Consider the following 16,208-nt stretch of genomic DNA (forward strand, 5'->3'; position numbering starts at 1 on the left):
ACTTGTAAAGGTGTTTCTATCAAAATAGATAGTATTACCATTTGCGTGATTTTTGATTAATAAACAAGCAATATCGAACCACACAAAACAAACATTAAAAACAAAATTAAATAGCTATGAAGAAGCTTACATTTCTTTCAATTATTGTCTTACTGATGGCAACTTTTACAGTGCCGGCCCAGAATTCTGACTATAAATGGGCAGTTGGACTCAATTGGAATTGGGAGGACTTTCATACAGTTCACCGTTCAGTGCCCGACCAATTCAAATATACCAAATGGCAAGGTTATCAGTTCCCATCAGCATTAACCGTTGGCCGTTATCTGAATCCATCATTCAATGTATTGGGAGAATTTGGAATCAGTAAGCTTGAAGAGGCAACAATGAAAACATTGGGTCAGGAATTATCTGATTCAAAATTCTGGACTGCAGATCTTAACCTGGCTTACAAATTTGCCAATGGTTACATCCTGAAGCAGGACAGTTGGTTCGATCCGTACATTTATCTTGGAGTTGGTGCTACAAGTATCATGGATTTAGGTACCGACAAAAATACCTACCTGAAACAAGTTACAGGTGTTGGTTTCAATATCTGGGTACTTGAAAAAGTAGGCCTGAACTTCCAGGGATCCTATGATTACATCATTTCACCAAAACTGAATGATGAAAAACGTGATGATTATATGCATTATACAGCCGGTATCAAATTCCGCCTTGGTGTGAAAGATACTGATAAGGACGGTGTTCCTGATAAGACTGACCTTTGTCCTGATGTACCTGGTAAAGTTGAACTTGCAGGTTGCCCTGATAAAGACAATGACGGTATCGCCGATAAGGATGATGCTTGTCCAGACGTAGCAGGAAAACCTGAATTCAAAGGTTGCCCAGATACTGATGGTGATGGTATCATCGACAAAGATGACAAATGCCCTACCGAAGCAGGAAAGAAAGAACTCAATGGTTGTCCTGACAAGGATGGCGATGGCATAACCGACAAAGAAGATAAATGTCCGGATGCAGCAGGTAAGAAAGAACTGGGTGGTTGTCCTGATAAGGATGGCGACGGTATTGCTGATAAGGATGATGCTTGCCCGGATGTAGCCGGACTTGCAAAATTCAACGGATGTCCAGATAAAGACGGAGACGGTGTTGCAGATAAAGATGACAAATGTCCGGATGTTCCAGGTACCATCGCAAACAATGGTTGTCCTGAAGCTCCTAAATTTGAACTCTACAAGGTTGTTTACTTTGGTTCCGACAGGACAGTCGCTATTACCAAGTACACCAAAGATCTTGATGAAGTTGCTACCATCCTGAAAGAGCACACTGAAGTAAGTGTATCTGTTGAAGGACATGCTGATTCACAGGGTAATGATGCTTATAACATGCGCCTCTCAGAAAAGCGTGCTGATTATGTCATCAATTATCTTGCTAAGAAAGGTATTGAAAAAACACGCCTCGTAAAGGCATTCTTCGGAGAATCCAAACCAGCTGCTGATAACAAAACTGCAGAAGGAAGGGCTCAGAACCGCAGAGTTGAAATCAAGGCTATCAATAAATAGTTCTGATTGAACACAAAAAAAAGGCTGATCCTATGGGTCAGCCTTTTTTTTATGCATACTCTTTAAATGAGTAGAAAATGTACAATTAATAGGAGATAGTCCTTTCAATTGTTATTATCGGTTCAACACTCCTGGAAAAATCTCCATGAGAAGCCACGCATTCAAGTATTTTCTTTTTGAAATTCAAACAAGTCATATGTCTTGTTTCCAGTATCTGTGATAAAGAAGATGCTGTAATCCCGGGCGTACCACAAACCCTGTAGGCAATTTCAAATGCCCTGGGCAGATCAATGCGGCAATGATGAAATATCGTATGTGCTGTAACTGATTCTTCCTGCTTGCAGGAGGTACACCTTCTCGAATAGGGTTTCTTCCCTTTTCCGTATTTATTCCCGCCGCATTTATGGCAGACAAAACCATTCTTCCATTTGGAAGCAGCCAATATTTCAAGGCATTTCTCCTCCGTGTCAAAAGTTTCCTTGAACCGATCTGTATCCATTGTTATGAACATACTCCTGATATCTACAGGGCTTCTCTCCATGATAATTAATTTTACAACCTTAATAATATTGACAAAAATATATAAAAAAAGTGATATTTATGCGATATATCTAAAATATTATATATCTTTGCACCGATAATTATGCTTAACCTAACTAATAACAATATGAAAACTGCAATCCTAACCTCTGCATTGTTAACACTGTTCTGGCTTTCAAGTTGTGGTGGTACCGCCGAAAGCAAAGACACAACTACCGGGATAACCGGGACTGAAGCTTCAGATAAGACCGTTGGCGATGTTACCGGAGGGAAACCCATCCACCTTACCAAGGCGGAATTTCTTACTAAAGTTTATGACTTTGAAAAAAGCCCTGATACTTGGGTATATAACGGGAGTAAGCCTTGCATCATTGATTTCTATGCCGACTGGTGTAAGCCTTGTAAAATGGTGGCTCCTATAATGGTTGAGCTTGCGTCAAAATATGAAGGAAAGATTGATATCTATAAAATCAATACTGATGAAGAAAGGGAACTTGCACAGGCTTTTAACATCCGCAGCATACCCACCATACTATTTTGCCCTGTAAAAGGTCAGCCTCAAATGACACAAGGGGCATTACCAAAAGAAACCTTTGAGAAAGTAATTCAGGATGTTCTCCTCAAAGACTAATTATTCAATAAATTTTTAAAACATTAATCATAAAACAAATGGAACATTTAACGAAAGAGACCTTCTTAGAGAAAGTCTTCAACTTTGAAAAAAATACAGAATGGAAATTTGAAGGCAATTTGCCTTGCCTGATTGATTTCTATGCCGACTGGTGTGGACCCTGTAAAATGGTAGCACCTATACTTGATGAACTTTCAAAGGAATATGAAGGTAAAATCAATATCTATAAAGTGGATACAGAAGTTGAGCAGGAACTGGCTTCAGCTTTTGGAATCCGCAGCATTCCTTCCATGCTATTCTGTCCTAAGGATGGCAAACCTCAAATGGCTATGGGTGCACTGCCAAAACAGGCACTGAAAGATGCCATACAGGATGTGTTACTGAATTCAAACAACTAGTAAGACTCCCAAATCTATAAATTTTGATCTATAACTAGCAGGGTCATGCCTTTTTACCTGGCTGCCCTGCTTTTTTATTTCTTTCCAGTTTCAATATTGGATAATTTCAAATTGGTCAGTCGGAAACCTTGGTATGAATTAAATTCCTTCACTCACTCAGGCCTTCTACTTATCCGAAAGTACTCATCAAAATTCGGGGCACAACAAACAGCACTATAAAGCTGATTTACTCTACTTTTGCAGATTATCTGAGCAGGATGCCAACAATAATTCTCCCTACAGCCTACCTCCCCCCTATCTCCTGGTGGGCATTGTTGTATCATGAAAAAGAGATACACCTTGAACTGCAGGAGACCTATCCTAAGCAAACCTACAGGAACCGCTGCCATATCTATAGTGCATCTGGTTTGTTACCCCTGAGTATCCCGGTAATCCGCACGCATGGTAACCATACTTTGGTTGCTGAGATAGGCATCGACAATAAAAAAAACTGGCAACAAATTCACTGGCGATCCATCGAATCAGCCTATTCAAGGACCCCCTATTTTCTGTATTACAAAGATTATTTCTCCCGATTATTTCATCAACATTTCGATAACCTGGCTGATTTCAACCTTCAACTTATCCAGTTATGTATTAAGCTTCTTAAACTGGAAGGCATCAATATTATTCCAACACTTGATTTTACTATGCCGGAAAGAGATACAGACTACAGGTTATCGATCCACCCAAAAAAAGCACCCGACAAATGTGGAATTCATCAGTACCCAAGGTATATTCAGGCGTTCGAACCTAAATTTGGATTTATTCCAAACTTAAGCATCATTGACCTGCTTTTCCATTTAGGCCCTGATGCTAAGGGGTATTTAAGCAAGATGATTCAATTAAACCTTAGTGAGATAACTTCATCCCTGCAGGATATTCAATCCTGATATGATTGATACTCAAAATTTTATTCTTAATAATTTTTTTGATGGTTGAAATATCTCTCAGCGTTAAATCAGAATTCCTGAATTGATTCCCTTTAACCTGTTCCTCAATAATTCGTTCCACCAATTCTTCAATCATTTCCTCATTTGGGTTTTTCAATGCCCTGGATGCAGCTTCTACTGAATCAGCCATCATGAGTATAGAAGTCTCCTTAGAAAAAGGCCTGGGTCCTTTATATTTAAATAATGCCTCATTTGTTTCTTCCCCGGGAAACTCTCTTAAGTGTCTTTCGTAGAAGTACCTGGTTAATCGTGTACCATGATGGGTCCTGATGAAATCAATAATGGCTTCGGGTAATTTATAGGACCGTGCTTTTTCAACCCCTAATATAACATGGCTGATAATAATACCGGCACTTTCTTCACTTGATAGTTCATCATGAGGATTAAATCCACCTCCTTGATTTTCAATAAAATATTGAGCAATATCCATTTTGCCTATGTCATGATATAAGGCACCGGTCCTGGCCAGCAAGGGATTGGCTCCCACAGCCCGGGCTGCTTCTTCAGCAATATTGGAAACCATGATGGAATGGTGGAAAGTTCCGGGTGCTTTTACGGCCAATTCACGCAATAACTTATTGTTGGTATCGGAAAATTCGATCAGCGAAACATCTGTTACCAATCCGAAAACCTTCTCAAATAAAAAAATGAGGGGATAGGAAAATAAGGTGAGTAATGCACTCATCCCAAAAAGTACGAAATTCTGCCGTTCAAGATCCTTGAAGCTTCCTTCCTGCAATAAGGTCATTCCGACATAAATCAGGGAATAGGAAATGAATATCATGAGTGAAGCAAAAAAGAACTGTGACCTCCTGATCAGTGATACCACAGAAATGATAGCAATGATCCCGGTTATAAGTTGCATGTACAGAAATTCAAAACTATTTGGCACGAGAAAACCAAGAATGATAATTGTAATGATATGTACAAACAGTGCCAGCCTTGTATCATAAAAAGTCCTTACAATGATGGGCACCAGGCATAAGGGAACAGCATTGAGATAGGAGACATTATGGTTAATCACCAGGGTAGTTGATGTAACCATGATAGTGATCAGCATCAGTAAAAGCACAATATTCCTGTTTTCATTGAAGATATCATGGCGGAAGGTGATCATGAATAAAGCAAAAACCATCAGTGAAATTGCCACCAGCAGCACCCTCCCGGCAAATATCATGGGATAACTGGAGGTCTGCCCTATCCTTTCTTCATAATCCTTTTTGAATGAAATCAACACCTGGTATTTAGAATCTGTTACCACTTCTCCTTTGGCGATAATTTTTTCACCCTTTTGCATCATCCCCCTGGTAGCTGAAACATTCTTTAAGGTTTGTTCCCTTTGGACAAGTGAAAAAGACTCATCATAGATTACATTGTGTACAATAGACTGTTGTAAAAGAGGCAATAAAAATGACTGATCGGCTCCTGCATACATCGCAGCAGTTTTCACAAGGAAATCATTGGCTGAACGTACATTGAATAAGCTACTCATTTCGCGTATCTCAGCAACATTTTCCTTAAGTATTGCGATTCGGTTGCCCTCCTTGAGCGATGTAACTGAAGGTGTATTTTCAATTACACCCCTTTTAAACAAGCTATCAAGAATAAAAAGTCCGGCATTTAGTGTTGTCAGTTCCCGGGGTTTCATCTCTGGAGATTCCCCCTTTGTTTGTTTCCATTTTTCTTCGAAGCGGATTTTGAACTGATCAACTGACGTTTTTACAATCACTGAATCGTAACGGAAGTATGCAAATGTTTCGGTAAGTGCCTCTTTTTGTTCTTTCAATAGTTCTGCATTAGTTTTATGTATTGCAAAATCGAAAGGTGCTATAAGATCTTCATGCTGCCATGGCTTTCCACGATGGAATTCATATTTAAACTGTCCTTCTCTTGGGAAAAGGCTCACCAGGATGAACAGGACTAATACAAAATAAATCCCTTTGTTGATATTATAATAATGCTTCCAGAACCCAATAAAGCGACGTCTCATACAGGTACTATTATTTTACGAATATAATAAAATTTGCCGGTAAGGACTCAATTGATAACTTTGCAGCAGTACAATTAACAAGCATCATCCTGTAAATTATTGTTTATTACCTTAGATATGACTGGTATTTGTAATTTGAGCATTATTCCTATCAGGCTCCAACCTTCTGACAAATCAGAAATGGTGAGCCAGTTATTATTTGGAGAAACCTACAGTATCCTTGATGATTTAAATAACTGGGTTCTCATCAGAAGCGACTATGATCATTACGAAGGGTGGGTTGACGAAAAAGTTGTACATAAGGCCGAAGACTCATTTTTACAGTCTTTACAATCTGCAAAGACAATAATGCTTGAAGATATTTCAGCATTGGCAATCAACCAGGGGAATTCCCAATCATTGAATTTGGTCAGAGGCAGTATATTACCTGTTTACCAGGATGGCAAATTCAGAATCAATGACGATGTATACGGGTTAACTGCTAATGTCTGTGCAATTCCGGATTCTCCTGAACCCGGCAGCATTCTTGAAAAAGCCATGAAATATTTGAATTCTCCCTATCTGTGGGGAGGGAAATCACCATTCGGACTGGATTGTTCCGGATTTGTCCAGATGGTTTACAAATCAGCGGGTTATACTTTGCCAAGAGATGCACATCAGCAATCTCTAGTGGGAGAAGGCATCAGTTTTATCAGTGAAGCACAACCCGGCGATCTTGCTTACTTCGAGAATGGCTCAGGAAATATAATACATGTCGGCATACTGCTTGGCACCGACAGGATTATTCATGCCTCCGGTTCGGTGAGGATTGATTCCATTGATCATCATGGTATTTTTAACCAGCAATTGGGTCGTTATACCCACACCTTGAGAATTATCAAAAAAATGACTTAGTATCTTTTTATAAAGTATTAAATTATAGATATAGCATCAATCAGTCATTTTATGAATAAGCTTCTGTTAAGTTTATGATACATGTTAATAAGTATAATTTTTTGTTAACAAATAGCATTTAATTTTGGAGGTCTAAACAGATATACCTTGCTAACTTGACATGCCTCAATAATAAACCAATATCTAACCACAAACAAATCGAAATCAATGAAAATCAGGAATTTTCTGTGCTTTCTACTCTTGATAGCTGTGAGCTATCTTCAGGCGCAGGTGACTACTTCAGGAATGAATGGGAAAGTCACCGTTGCGAACAATGAATCTCTTCCAGGTGCAACTGTGATGGCCATTCACGTTCCATCAGGTACACAGTATGGCACCATCACCGATCCGGATGGTTATTTTAATTTTTCCAATATGCGGGTAGGTGGACCCTATACATTAAAAGTCTCTTTTGTTGGGTTCAAAACAACTGAGTTGAATGATATTACCCTCAACCTGGGGCAGACACAAGGTATTAATGTGAACCTTGTACAGGAATCTTCGCAAATTGCCGGCGTTGTTGTAGTCGCTGTTAAAAATGAACTGATCAATGGTAACAGGACCGGTGCTTCTACCAATGTAAGTACCCGGCAGATTGAGTCACTTCCTTCCATTAACAGGAGTATCAATGACTTTACAAGGATGAGTCCTCAATCCAACGGGAATAGTTTTGCCGGCAGGGATGGGCGTTATAACAACATAACTATTGATGGTGCTAACTTCAATAACAATTTTGGATTGAGCTCAAAATCACTTCCCGGAGGAGATGCTCAGCCTATCAGTCTGGATGCAATCGAAGAAATTAGCGTCAATATTGCTCCTTATGATATTCGCCAGTCAAATTTTACCGGGGCCAATGTTAATGCGGTAACCCGTTCAGGTGATAATCAATGGAAAGGATCGATCTATGGGTATTATCGCGATAAATCCTTTAATGGTTCAAAGGTTGAAGATCAGACCCTTACTTTAACTGACCAGACTACTTCCACTTATGGAGCCAGGTTTGGTGGCCCTATCATTAAAAATAAGCTTTTCATCTTTGCCAATGCCGAGAAAGAAAAATCCTCTTACCCGGGCATTGCCTGGAAACCCAGCACAGATGGAGTAGGTGATGCCGCCGCCAGTATTTCAAGAACCTCCGAAACGGATCTTGAGGCCATGCGCACTCATCTTATGTCTAACTATAGTTATGATCCGGGAACCTACAAGGATTTTGGAAATTTTGCTTCCGAAAACTATAAAATATTAGCCAGGATTGACTGGAATATTACCAAGAAACATCGTTTCACTTTCAGGTACAACTACGTAGAATCAACCAATGACCAGCAGGTGAATGCAACCAGTGCCCCCGGGACACGCTCTACATTCGGTCGTATCGGAGAGAAATCTATGTCCTTTACCAATGCAAATTATGGCTTCCTGAATACTGTCAGTTCAATAACCGCAGAGTTGAACTCTGTTCTGAATAAATCCTCTAATAAGCTTCTCTTTACCTACACTAAAATACGGGATACCAGGAGCAGCAATAGTTCCTTATTCCCATTTGTTGATATTTACAAGGATGGTGATCCCTATATGAGTTTCGGGTACGAATTATTCAGCAAGGACAATGATGTGAAGAATAATGTTCTTACCATTACCGATAACTTCAATTTTTACCTTGGTAAACATACCCTGACTGTAGGTGCCGCCTTTGATAAACTGTACTTCGGAAATAGTTATAAACGCTATGGTACCAGCTATTATCGTTTTGCTTCCATGGAAGATTTTATTAATAAAGCAGCACCCACTACATTCGGTATCACCTATCCATATAGTGGCGATGGTTATGCTGAATTAAACTTTGGTTATGGAAGTATATATGTTCAGGATGAGTACAGGATGACTGACAACCTGAAACTCACCGCCGGTTTAAGGTATGAAATGCCGGTATATATGGACGATCCTACTGCAAACCCGGCTATTGAAGCTCTAACTTTCAAGGATCTTGACGGAAATGATCTTTCAATTAATGTTGGTAGCTGGCCAAAAGCAAAGGGAACCATTTCCCCGCGTATCAGTTTCAATTGGGATGCCAAGGGTGATAAATCTCTGCAGGTCAGAGGAGGTACCGGTGTATTCACAGGCCGTCTGCCTTTTGTATGGTTCACCAACCAGCCAACCAATAGTGGTGTTTTGCAGAATACAGTAGAAATCACCAAGAATTACCAGCTGAGTGCACTTACCTTTAATCCTGATCCTTTCTATTATGTTAGCGGAGCTCACCAGATAGACTCCCTCTTCTCTTCTACTCCTTCTTCAAAAGCTCCGGGTTCCATTGCCGTTGTGGATAAAAACTTCAAAATGCCCCAGGTATGGAGAACCAATATAGCTGCCGACTTTGAACTTCCATGGTATGACCTCGTGTTTACGATTGAAGGCATTTATTCAAAAGACGTTAATGCCATTGTTCAATACAATGCCAATGTAAAAGCCACTGATACCACTTTCCAGGGTGCTGATAACCGCCCAAGATACTTATCCTCAAAAATAAATTCTGCTATATCTTCAGCAATGGTTCTCACCAATGCCAAGGGTGAAGGATTTACTTATTCTTTGACAGCCCAAATTGCAAAACCATTCACAAAGGGCTTCTCAGGATTCCTTGCTTACACTTATACGGGAGCAAAGGACCTTACAGCTAATCCAGGTTCTGCTGCTCAGTCGGCATGGTCCAGCAATCCATCAGTTCAAAACCAGAACACTCCCGGACTTAGTTATTCACAGTTTGCAGTTCCCAGCAGGTTACTTGCCTCCTTATCATACCATAAAGAATATCTCAAGCATCTCGGAACTACCGTTTCTGTTTACTTCCAGGGAAGCAGCCAGGGTCGCCTCGATTACATCTATTCAAATGATATGAATGGAGATGGTAATGCTGCTGACCTCATGTACATTCCTAAGGATGAAACAGAAATTGTTTTTGCTGATATCACTAAGAAAGATAATGAAGGAAATACCGTAGTAGTATTCTCTGCTGCTGATCAGGCAACTGCCTTCTGGAAATATGTTGATCAGGATGACTACCTCTCAGAACACAAAGGGGAATATGCCGAAAGATATGGCGTGGTTATGCCTTGGCTAAACCGCTGGGATATTAAGATCATGCAGGATATCTTTACCAAATTCGGTCCTACCAAACACACTCTGCAGATCAGTCTCGACCTGCTGAATGTCGGTAATTTAATCAATTCTGACTGGGGTGTTTCAAAAAGGCAGACCCTTGGAACCTATGACATCACTTTATTAAAATACAGCAAAACTGGTAGCGATGGCATACCCGTTTATCAATTAAACTACTCAGGTTCAGCTTTACCTACTACTACTTATGTACCGGTGCTGTCTACACTCAGCACATGGGGAGCACAGTTAGGAATCAGGTATACTTTTTAATCGAACAAACTTCCTTACAGAAAAGGCTGCCAAAATCAGGCAGCCTTTTCCATTTTTCGGAAAAGTGTGATTTTATATATTGGGCCTTGAAGCGTTCTGAATTTCTTCTTTTCTTCCTTTAAGCAGGAAACTCAGTAACATTGCAGCATAAGCCATCATGGCGATTAAAAGGAATGAACTGTCATATCCCTTTAACCTGTTTACAGCTGCGGCAACAATAATTCCTATCAAAGTAGCTCCTGTCATCTGGCCCACACTTGTAAAAAGTGTAATAAGTCCTTGTCCCATTGCACGATCAGAAGACTGAACTTCATTCAACATGATGTATCTCATCGAGGATCCTTGCAACATAGATGTTCCCAACCCTATCAGGATCCCTCCGGCATAAAACCAGGGTAATGAGTGCGAAGCAAAGAACAAGACCAACAAACCGGTTGCTGATGAAAAAAGCCCGGCTATTACAATCACCCTTGAACCAACCTTATCAATCAACCTCCCAGAAACAGGCGCTCCAACTGCAACTGCCAGTACAAAAGGGATCAGCATGAAAGCAGCATCTGAAGAAGATACCTGGAAAAGATTCACAGCCATTTCAGGAACAAAAATGGTTACAGATTGAAGCAAACCGGCTCCAACTGCAACAATACCCACAATTCTTATCTGCTTTACATCAAAGAGCTCAATTTTCATGACAGGTGCGAAAGCTTTCTTCTCAAAGAAAATGAAAAGTATAAATGAGATCACCGAGATCACAAAAAAGGGCCAGACCTCAATAGAGACCAGGCTGCTTAATCCCCTAGCAACATCAATCGAGTTGATTCCATAAACGAAGGAGGCCAGCAATATTGCAATCAGGAGCATACCCGGCCAGTCAAAATTCACCGCACTGCTTTTATGAGAGGGAAGCATCCTTAAACTAAAGTAAATAACCACTATCGCAATTGGAATATTGATGAGGAAAAGGGAATTCCAACTGAAAAACCTGAGCATGACTCCAGCCATTAATGGCCCGATCAGAAATGCCATTCCGAATACTGCGCCGATCATTCCTAAGGCTTTACCCCGCTTTTCAGGCGGGAAAATATCTCCAATAACAGCCGATGCAACCGGGAATATTCCACTCGCACCAAATCCCTGGACAGCACGCCCTGAAAGTAGCAAAGTCATATTTCCTGAAAATGCCACCATGGCTGAACCTATTGCGAATACAGCCACAGAAAAAACATAGATTGACTTCCTGCCGTATAAATCTGACAGTCGTGCCAATAATGAGACTCCTATTAGATTGAACAAGACATAGATACTGAAAATCCAGGCCAAGGATTTGTGATCCACCTGAATACTCTTTTCAATAGATGGAATTGCCGGACCTACAATCGAGATATCAAGGGCTCCCATGAGCACCCCTGTAAATAAGAGAATCAGAATTTTGCCGTTTCTGTGTTTATCCATACCAACAAATAAGATTGGCAAAGATAGCAGCAAAAGGAAATGGGTAACCGTGCAGCCTAAATGAAATTAGAAAAGCTCAAAGTCTCTAAACTTTCATCTTCTGCCAATCAAATCATCAATCGTAATTATTCAGCTTGGATATCTTACTGGCACCTGTCTTTTTTCATGAAAGGGTACCTGTAATCTGTTGGAGGCATCAGGGTTTCCTTAATGGTTCTGGGATTTGTCCAACGAACCAGGTTAAGGTGGCTGCCGGATTTGTCATTTGTCCCTGACTGCCTGGACCCTCCGAAGGGCTGTTGACCAACAACTGCCCCGGTAGGTTTATCGTTAAAATAAAGATTACCTGCCGCATATTTTAGCTTATCAGCTGCATAACTGAGCACATATCGGTCAGAAGCAAAAATAGAACCTGTAAGTCCGTATGGGGAGGTTTCATCCACAAGTTTCAAGGTTTCATCAAAATCCTTATCCTTATAAACAAATATCGAAAGCACCGGACCAAAGATCTCTTCTTCCATGGTAACATAATGAGGATCTTTCACTTTAATCACAGTGGGTTCAATAAAATATCCGGTAGTTTTATCAGAATTTCCACCAAAAACAATTTCAGCATCCGTTGAACTCTTTACTTGAGAGATATACCCGGAAATATTATCAAAAGAATTTTCATCAATAACAGCATTCATAAAGTTCCCAAAGTCCCTTACATCGCCCATTTTAGCTTCGGCTAGCATATCACCCATTAGTTCTTTGACTTTCGGCCATAGAGATTCAGGTATATAAGCCCTGGAAGCAGCTGAGCATTTTTGACCCTGGTATTCAAATGCACCTCTTACCAATGCAGTTGCCACTTCGTCACTATTGGCAGAAGAGTGCACCAGTACGAAATCCTTACCACCTGTTTCCCCAACTATTCTGGGATAGGATCGATAGCTTGACAGATTCTGGGCTGCCATAAGCCAGAGTTTATTAAATGTAGCGTTAGATCCTGTAAAATGTAAACCAGCAAATGAAGGATGGTCGAAAATGGTTTTCCCTATCACGCCCCCGGATCCCGGAATGAAATTAATTACCCCGGCAGGCAATCCTGCTTCCCTGAAAATATCCATCAGGATGTAGTTGGAAAGTACCGCAGTAGATGCCGGTTTCCAAAGCGTAACATTTCCCATTAAAGCAGGTGCCATATTCAGATTGGATGCAATAGCCGTAAAGTTGAAAGGACTGAGTGAAAACACAAATCCTTCCAAAGGCCTATACTCCAGCCTGTTGATGATTCCCGGATCGGAATGAGGCTGTTCGTGGTATATATCTGAAATATAATGTGCATTGAATCTCAGGAAATCAATTACTTCACATGCCGCATCTATTTCAGCCTGGTATGCGCTCTTACCCTGGCCCAGCATGGTTGCTGCATTGATCCGGTTACGGTACTTTTTTGAAATGAGTTCAGCAGCTTTCAGGGTAATCGATGCCCTCTCAAACCAGGATAGTCCTTCCCATTCATTATGCGCCTTCATGGCAGCATCAATAGCCATTCCCACTTCAGTTGCCCCTGCCTTGTGATACCTGGCAATTACATGCCGGTGATCATGAGGCATCCTGACTTCTTCAATATTCCCGGTACGAACTTCCTTACCGCCAATGATCAATGGAATGTCAAGGATCTCAGAGGACATGGAATCAAGTTCAGCCATGAGATCTTTTCTTTCTTTTGTCCCGGGGGCATAACTGTGAACCTGCTCATTCGATGGATAGTCAAAAATAAAAACTGAATTATGCATCTATAAATTAATCTAAGTTAAAGGATTCGTTTACTGTAATAAACAACATTTAATCAGCTTGTTTGTTCACGTATTAGGCACGAATGAAAGCAGCCTTTTACAATAACCTTCATGCAATCTGGCAGGTTTCTGAAGCTTTAAAATGTATTAATTTTACACAAAGTTTATTCAGATGGATTATTATATCATAACCGGTGTTTCAAGGGGAATTGGCGAAGCTATAGCCAGGAATCTGCTTTACAAAGGAAACACCCTTTTTTGCACTTCCCGAACCATGAATGAAGACCTTGTTGAAACAGCTTCATCAATGGAAGTTCCACTTTTCTATTATGAAGCCGATCTCACTCATAAAGGTACAGCTGAAAAGTTCATGGATGAGGTTTTTTCAAGGATTATTCCAGACAGTTCTACCCGGATTGCATTAATCAACAATGCAGGTATGTTGGAGCCCATCTCCCGGATAGAGAATGCTGATCCAATATTAATGGAAGAACACCTGAAACTGAACTTACTGGCTCCGGCATTGCTGAGTGCAGGCTTTATCAAGCATTCAGGAAACCTGCCCATCGTTAAAGTAATTCTGAATATATCATCCGGGGCATCTGCTTACCCGTATGCTGCCTGGGCAATGTATTGCGCATCAAAGGCAGGTCTTGATATGCTTACGCGTACTATTGGCCTGGAACAATCATCATCATTAAATCCTGTTAAAACGATAGCGCTTGCTCCGGGAATTGTAGATACTGCAATGCAAACACACATCCGAAAATCAGATGCTGAGCAGTTCACCGAGAAAGAAAAGTTTGTTAAGCTTCATGAAGAAGGCAAATTAAGTGATCCTGCGAGTGTTGCCGGCATAATTATTAAAGCAATATTCAATCCTGACATTCCTCAAGGGGAAATTCTGAATATTGATCAAATGAAATCCTATTCAAAAGAGCACTAACTTTGATGCAGCAACCGAATTTAGATTAATGGCGGTAAAAAACACGATTCCGAATGATTGATGCATTAAAAGAACTGGATACCCGTTTCCTGCTTTTTCTGAATAGTTTCCATAACTCTTTTTTCGATCAGCTTATGTGGCTGGTTAGTGACAAATTCACATGGGTGCCCTTATATATATGGTTCATATGGCTCCTCTATAAAAAATATAAGAGTAAGTTCTGGATGGTATTGGTGATGATCACACTAATGATTGTATTGAGTGATCAGATGGCTAACCTATTCAAAAATGGATTTATGCGCTTACGACCTTCTAATGAACCGGCCATCCGTCACCTGATTCACATTGTGAATGGTTACACCGGCGGACCTTATGGTTTTTATTCGGGACATGCTGCTAATGCCTTTGCAGTTGCGACATTCGTCATACTTATGTTAGGAAAAGAGATGAAATACCTGGTTTGGATATGCCTTTCATATGCGACCCTTGTTTCCTATAGCAGGATTTACCTGGGGGTTCATTACCCTCTGGATGTTCTCACCGGAGCTATCGCAGGAATATTGACCGGAGGTTTAATGGTATGGGGCCTGGAGAAATGGATGAAAAGTGGTATGCTTCAAAAAGCTGTCACTAGGATTGAGAATGAGTAGAAATTATGGAATTGATGATTCCTTTTACTTCACGTACCCGAAAATTTTTCCGGAAAATCTTTTTACAACTATTTTAAATGTGCAGACCTCCCTTACAGAGGGGTCATTATAAGTAAACTCCCTATCCGAATAATTCTTCATAATCATATTCAAAATCCGGATTTTTTCTTCCTTGTCATCAACAAACTCAATTTCCCCGAAGGCTTGTACACTCCTGTAGTGCATTGAATAACTGCAGGCGACCTGCTCGCTTTGAGCATGCAAAAGGTGATCAGCACTGAATACAATGCAAACCTGGGGATGCTTTTTTAAGATTTCAATTTTTTTACCTTTTTTTGAGGAATGGAGATAGATAACTCCATCTTCATATCCGAAGTTAAAGGGAACCACATAGGGTGTGTTATCAACATCCATCATTCCCACATAACAGACATTGCACTTTAGGATAATTTCATCAATATCCCTTTGCTGTTGAATGAATTTAGCGCGCATCCGGGTTAATTAAGGCATTATTCAAGACTGTGGATCCTTTGAATTCCAGGGTTCTGATTTCTTGGGTTTTGCCAGCGCTTCGAGAAACGCTGTAGCAAGTGAAACAATAATACTAAACAGTAGGGCTGACCAGAAACCATTCACCGAGAAACCCTCCAGAACAGAGTCGGTGATCATAATCATGAAAGCATTAATTACCAAAAGGAACAGCCCAAAAGTGATCATTGTAACCGGAATAGTAAGCACAATCAGCAAAGGTTTCAGAAATGCGTTCAGTGCACCTAAAATCAAGGCTACAACCATTGCAGACGGAAAACCATCAAGGTAAACACCTGGCAATATATAAGCAGAAAAAAAGACAGCCAAGGACGAAACAAGTAATTTGAGTAATATCTTCATGACAGGT

Annotated in this window: 14 protein-coding genes; 8 read left to right on the forward strand and 6 right to left on the reverse strand. The window is 40.4% G+C overall.

Features of this window, described 5'->3' with window-relative positions; all coding sequences use genetic code 11:
- Positions 1-116: 116 nt before the first annotated feature.
- Positions 117-1,562 (forward strand): OmpA family protein, encoded by a 1,446-nt coding sequence (locus IPH84_07700; GenBank protein MBK7173105.1) that lies wholly within the window; start codon positions 117-119, stop codon positions 1,560-1,562.
- 85 nt (positions 1,563-1,647) lie between these two features.
- Here the strand turns inward: IPH84_07700 and IPH84_07705 are convergent, their stop codons facing one another.
- The gene (locus IPH84_07705; GenBank protein ID MBK7173106.1) at positions 1,648-2,103 is read right to left on the reverse strand and encodes a transposase; all 456 of its coding nucleotides are present in this window, start codon (positions 2,101-2,103) and stop codon (positions 1,648-1,650) included.
- Positions 2,104-2,229: 126 nt separating this feature from the next.
- On the opposite strand from IPH84_07705, the gene trxA (IPH84_07710) reads away from it, so the two are divergent.
- The 3 genes from trxA (IPH84_07710) to IPH84_07720 all read left to right on the forward strand — a co-directional run bounded on the left by trxA (IPH84_07710) (position 2,230) and on the right by IPH84_07720 (position 4,063).
- Positions 2,230-2,733 carry a thioredoxin gene (trxA, locus tag IPH84_07710; GenBank protein MBK7173107.1) on the forward strand — a complete coding sequence of 168 codons (504 nt, stop codon included), beginning with the start codon at positions 2,230-2,232 and terminating at the stop codon, positions 2,731-2,733.
- A 38-nt stretch (positions 2,734-2,771) separates the two neighbouring features.
- The gene (trxA, locus tag IPH84_07715; GenBank protein ID MBK7173108.1) at positions 2,772-3,131 is read left to right on the forward strand and encodes a thioredoxin; all 360 of its coding nucleotides are present in this window, start codon (positions 2,772-2,774) and stop codon (positions 3,129-3,131) included.
- Between the two features lie 257 nt (positions 3,132-3,388).
- Entirely contained in the window at positions 3,389-4,063 is a 675-nt protein-coding gene (locus IPH84_07720; protein MBK7173109.1) for a WbqC family protein, read from the forward strand.
- On the opposite strand, the gene IPH84_07725 is transcribed toward IPH84_07720, so the two are convergent.
- On the reverse strand, positions 4,023-6,113 hold the full coding sequence (locus IPH84_07725) for an HDIG domain-containing protein (GenBank protein MBK7173110.1): 2,091 nt from the start codon (positions 6,111-6,113) through the stop codon (positions 4,023-4,025). The genes IPH84_07720 and IPH84_07725 overlap by 41 nt on opposite strands.
- Before the next feature lie 117 nt (positions 6,114-6,230).
- On the opposite strand from IPH84_07725, the gene IPH84_07730 reads away from it, so the two are divergent.
- Positions 6,231-7,007: a C40 family peptidase gene (locus IPH84_07730; GenBank protein ID MBK7173111.1), complete on the forward strand. Its 777-nt coding sequence runs from the start codon at positions 6,231-6,233 to the stop codon at positions 7,005-7,007.
- A gap of 285 nt (positions 7,008-7,292) precedes the next feature.
- Complete coding sequence (locus IPH84_07735) at positions 7,293-10,478, forward strand: TonB-dependent receptor (protein MBK7173112.1); 3,186 nt, start codon at positions 7,293-7,295, stop codon at positions 10,476-10,478.
- A gap of 72 nt (positions 10,479-10,550) precedes the next feature.
- Here the strand turns inward: IPH84_07735 and IPH84_07740 are convergent, their stop codons facing one another.
- Together IPH84_07740 and pruA are read right to left on the reverse strand one after the other, a co-directional pair.
- A complete protein-coding gene (locus IPH84_07740; GenBank protein ID MBK7173113.1) occupies positions 10,551-11,930 on the reverse strand; it encodes an MFS transporter in 1,380 nt (459 codons plus the stop codon).
- A gap of 143 nt (positions 11,931-12,073) precedes the next feature.
- Positions 12,074-13,714 (reverse strand): L-glutamate gamma-semialdehyde dehydrogenase, encoded by a 1,641-nt coding sequence (gene pruA / locus IPH84_07745; protein ID MBK7173114.1) that lies wholly within the window; start codon positions 13,712-13,714, stop codon positions 12,074-12,076.
- Between the two features lie 172 nt (positions 13,715-13,886).
- Between pruA and IPH84_07750 the strand changes: the two genes are divergently transcribed.
- The gene (locus IPH84_07750) at positions 13,887-14,660 is read left to right on the forward strand and encodes a (S)-benzoin forming benzil reductase (GenBank protein MBK7173115.1); all 774 of its coding nucleotides are present in this window, start codon (positions 13,887-13,889) and stop codon (positions 14,658-14,660) included.
- 53 nt (positions 14,661-14,713) lie between these two features.
- On the forward strand, positions 14,714-15,310 hold the full coding sequence (locus tag IPH84_07755; protein ID MBK7173116.1) for a phosphatase PAP2 family protein: 597 nt from the start codon (positions 14,714-14,716) through the stop codon (positions 15,308-15,310).
- A gap of 24 nt (positions 15,311-15,334) precedes the next feature.
- Here IPH84_07755 and IPH84_07760 read toward each other — a convergent pair whose 3' ends face one another.
- Both IPH84_07760 and IPH84_07765 read right to left on the reverse strand, forming a co-directional pair.
- Complete coding sequence (locus IPH84_07760; protein MBK7173117.1) at positions 15,335-15,802, reverse strand: pyridoxamine 5'-phosphate oxidase family protein; 468 nt, start codon at positions 15,800-15,802, stop codon at positions 15,335-15,337.
- Positions 15,803-15,823: 21 nt separating this feature from the next.
- Entirely contained in the window at positions 15,824-16,201 is a 378-nt protein-coding gene (locus tag IPH84_07765; GenBank protein MBK7173118.1) for a phage holin family protein, read from the reverse strand.
- Between the last annotated feature and the right edge of the window lie 7 nt (positions 16,202-16,208).

The organism is Bacteroidales bacterium (genome assembly GCA_016707785.1).
Taxonomy (GTDB): Bacteria; Bacteroidota; Bacteroidia; order Bacteroidales; family UBA4417; genus UBA4417.

Excerpts from the sequence above, each read along its gene's own strand:
- IPH84_07700 (MBK7173105.1), top strand. The coding sequence starts at position 117 with ATGAAGAAGCTTACATTTCTTTCAATTATTGTCTTACTGATGGCAACT.
- IPH84_07705 (MBK7173106.1), bottom strand. The coding sequence starts at position 2,103 with ATGGAGAGAAGCCCTGTAGATATCAGGAGTATGTTCATAACAATGGAT.
- trxA (MBK7173107.1), top strand. The coding sequence starts at position 2,230 with ATGAAAACTGCAATCCTAACCTCTGCATTGTTAACACTGTTCTGGCTT.
- trxA (MBK7173108.1), top strand. The coding sequence starts at position 2,772 with ATGGAACATTTAACGAAAGAGACCTTCTTAGAGAAAGTCTTCAACTTT.
- IPH84_07720 (MBK7173109.1), top strand. The coding sequence starts at position 3,389 with ATGCCAACAATAATTCTCCCTACAGCCTACCTCCCCCCTATCTCCTGG.
- IPH84_07725 (MBK7173110.1), bottom strand. The coding sequence starts at position 6,113 with ATGAGACGTCGCTTTATTGGGTTCTGGAAGCATTATTATAATATCAAC.
- IPH84_07730 (MBK7173111.1), top strand. The coding sequence starts at position 6,231 with ATGACTGGTATTTGTAATTTGAGCATTATTCCTATCAGGCTCCAACCT.
- IPH84_07735 (MBK7173112.1), top strand. The coding sequence starts at position 7,293 with ATGAATGGGAAAGTCACCGTTGCGAACAATGAATCTCTTCCAGGTGCA.
- IPH84_07740 (MBK7173113.1), bottom strand. The coding sequence starts at position 11,930 with ATGGATAAACACAGAAACGGCAAAATTCTGATTCTCTTATTTACAGGG.
- pruA (MBK7173114.1), bottom strand. The coding sequence starts at position 13,714 with ATGCATAATTCAGTTTTTATTTTTGACTATCCATCGAATGAGCAGGTT.
- IPH84_07750 (MBK7173115.1), top strand. The coding sequence starts at position 13,887 with ATGGATTATTATATCATAACCGGTGTTTCAAGGGGAATTGGCGAAGCT.
- IPH84_07755 (MBK7173116.1), top strand. The coding sequence starts at position 14,714 with ATGATTGATGCATTAAAAGAACTGGATACCCGTTTCCTGCTTTTTCTG.
- IPH84_07760 (MBK7173117.1), bottom strand. The coding sequence starts at position 15,802 with ATGCGCGCTAAATTCATTCAACAGCAAAGGGATATTGATGAAATTATC.
- IPH84_07765 (MBK7173118.1), bottom strand. The coding sequence starts at position 16,201 with ATGAAGATATTACTCAAATTACTTGTTTCGTCCTTGGCTGTCTTTTTT.